The following is a 2,052-nucleotide window of genomic DNA, read 5'->3' on the forward strand; positions in this document are numbered from 1 at the left end:
CTCCGGCGGGGACCAGGCGGTGCAGGACCTCGCGCACGAGGTGGGCCTCTGGCGCACGCGGGTGCTCAGCGACGAGGGCAGGCTCGCCGCCGCGGAGCGCTGGCTCGCAGGCGATTTCGGTCCCAACAGCGAGACCGCGAAGATGGCGCCCGGCGCGTGCGGGACCTGCGGGTTCTTCCTGTCGCTGGCCGGACCGCTGCAGGCCGCGTTCGGCGTGTGCGGCAACGAGATCGCGCCCGCCGACGGCCGCGTGGTGCACGTGGAGTTCGGCTGCGGTGCGCATTCCGAGGCCGAGGTGGACACCTCGTCGACGGTGCCGGTGGCCGAGGTCGTCTACGACGACACCACGCTGGACTTCGAGTCGCGCGGGTGAACGGTCCCGACGTGTTCGGCACGGCCGGGCTGCGGCGGGCCGTGCTCGGGTCCTGGGAGTCTTCCCCGACGAGGTTCCGCGAGGACGCCAACGCCGAGGAAGACCTCCGGCTCGGTGGTTACCGCGACCGGCTGCTGGTGGAGCTGGCGCAGACCGCGGCGGACGCGGCCGGTTCCGACGGTGTGCTCTGGGTCCGGCTGGAGTCCGGTGAGCTGCGGATCGCGAACACCGGAGCTGCGCTGAGTGCTGCAGGTGTGGAGGCGCTGGCTTCGTTGCGTGCCTCGGCCAAGCGCGACGGCGCGACGGTCGGCCGGTTCGGCGTGGGGTTCGCCGCCGTGCTGGCGATCACCGACGAGCCCCGCGTGGCGTCGGTTTCCGGATCGATCGGCTTCTCCGCGCAGCGCACCAGGCAGGAAGCGGCGCAGCTGCCCGGACCGGCCGAGGAGCTCGAAGCCCGGGAGGGCTCGGTCCCGGTGCTGCGGCTGGTGTGGCCGACGCAGGAGCAGCCGCCGGAGGGGTTCGACACCGAGGTCCGGCTGCCACTCCGGTCCGATGTGGACGGTGATGCGCTGCTGGCCGGGTTCGCCGAGCACGCCTCGGACCTGCTGCTTGCGCTGCCCGCGCTGCGCGAGGTGCGGGTCGGCGCGCAGTCCTGGCGCCGCGCGGACGAGGGCGCTTCGCGGGTGGTCGTGCGCAGCCCGCACAGCATCGACCGCTGGTTGCTGCACCGCGTTTCCGGACGGCTGGGGGAGTCCGCGCTGGAAGGTCTCGGCGCGGAAGCCCGGCGCGGCGCGGACTGGTGGGCCTGCTGGGCGGTGCCGCTGGACCCCGACGATGTGCCGAACCCGCTGGCCGAGGACGTGCTGCACGCCCCGACGCCCACCGAGGAGCGGCTGTCGCTGCCCGCCCGGCTGCTGGCAGGCGTGCCGCTGGAGGCCGACCGGCGCCGTGCCGCGGCAGCGCACGCGACGGACTCGGTGCTGACGTTCGCCGCGGAGAGCTATCCGGACCTGGTGCTGAAGATCGCCGCGCAGCACCGCCCCGCACTGGTGCCGCTGCCCGGCTTCCCGCTGTCCGATGTGGACGACAAGCTGCGGCAGGGCGTGCTGGACCGGTTGCGGGTGACCGAATGGCTGCCCGGCGGGGCCGGTGGCGCGGTGGCTCCGCACGGGGCCGTGGTGCTGGACTACTACTCGCCGGAACTGGTGCGGCTGCTCTCCGACGTCGTGCCCGGCCTGCTCGCCTCCGAGCTCTCCGATGCTTCGCAGCGCCGCGCGCTGAGCACGCTGGAGGTGCCGCGGCTGGGTGCGGCCGACGTCGTGGAGGCGGTTCGCGGGCTGGAACGCCCCGCCTCCTGGTGGTACCGGCTCTACGAAGCGCTCGCTCCGATACAGCGCACCGACCTCAACGCGCGGGAGGAGTTCGCGGCGCTGCCGGTCCCGCTGGCCGACGGCCGCACCGTCACCGGCGTCCGGGACGTGCTGCTCAGCGAAGGCGACTCGGACACCGGCCCCGCCGCCGTGCTGTCCACTCTGGACATAACGGGGCTGCGCATCGCGCATCCGGACGCGGCCCACCCGCTGCTGGAGCAGCTCGGCGCGCACCGGGCCGGGCCTGCGGAATTGCTCAACTCCGCCCCGCTGGCCGAGGCGGTGCGCGGCAGCGTCGCCGAAGCCCAG

Annotated in this window: 1 protein-coding gene and 1 pseudogene; both read left to right on the top strand. The window is 74.3% G+C overall.

What is annotated here, in order from left to right; all coding sequences use genetic code 11:
- Positions 1–373, top strand: a 373-nt coding sequence (locus tag IJH84_RS24885) for a DUF3027 domain-containing protein (RefSeq protein WP_295149705.1), incomplete at its 5' end; no start/stop codon positions are given.
- Positions 370–2,052: pseudogene (locus IJH84_RS24890) on the top strand (ATP-binding protein); the annotation flags it as partial. The gene IJH84_RS24885 and the pseudogene IJH84_RS24890, both read left to right, overlap by 4 nt.

Origin of the sequence: Saccharopolyspora sp. (assembly GCF_017434145.1) — a bacterium.
Classification (GTDB): domain Bacteria; phylum Actinomycetota; class Actinomycetes; order Mycobacteriales; family Pseudonocardiaceae; genus Saccharopolyspora_C; species Saccharopolyspora_C galaxeae.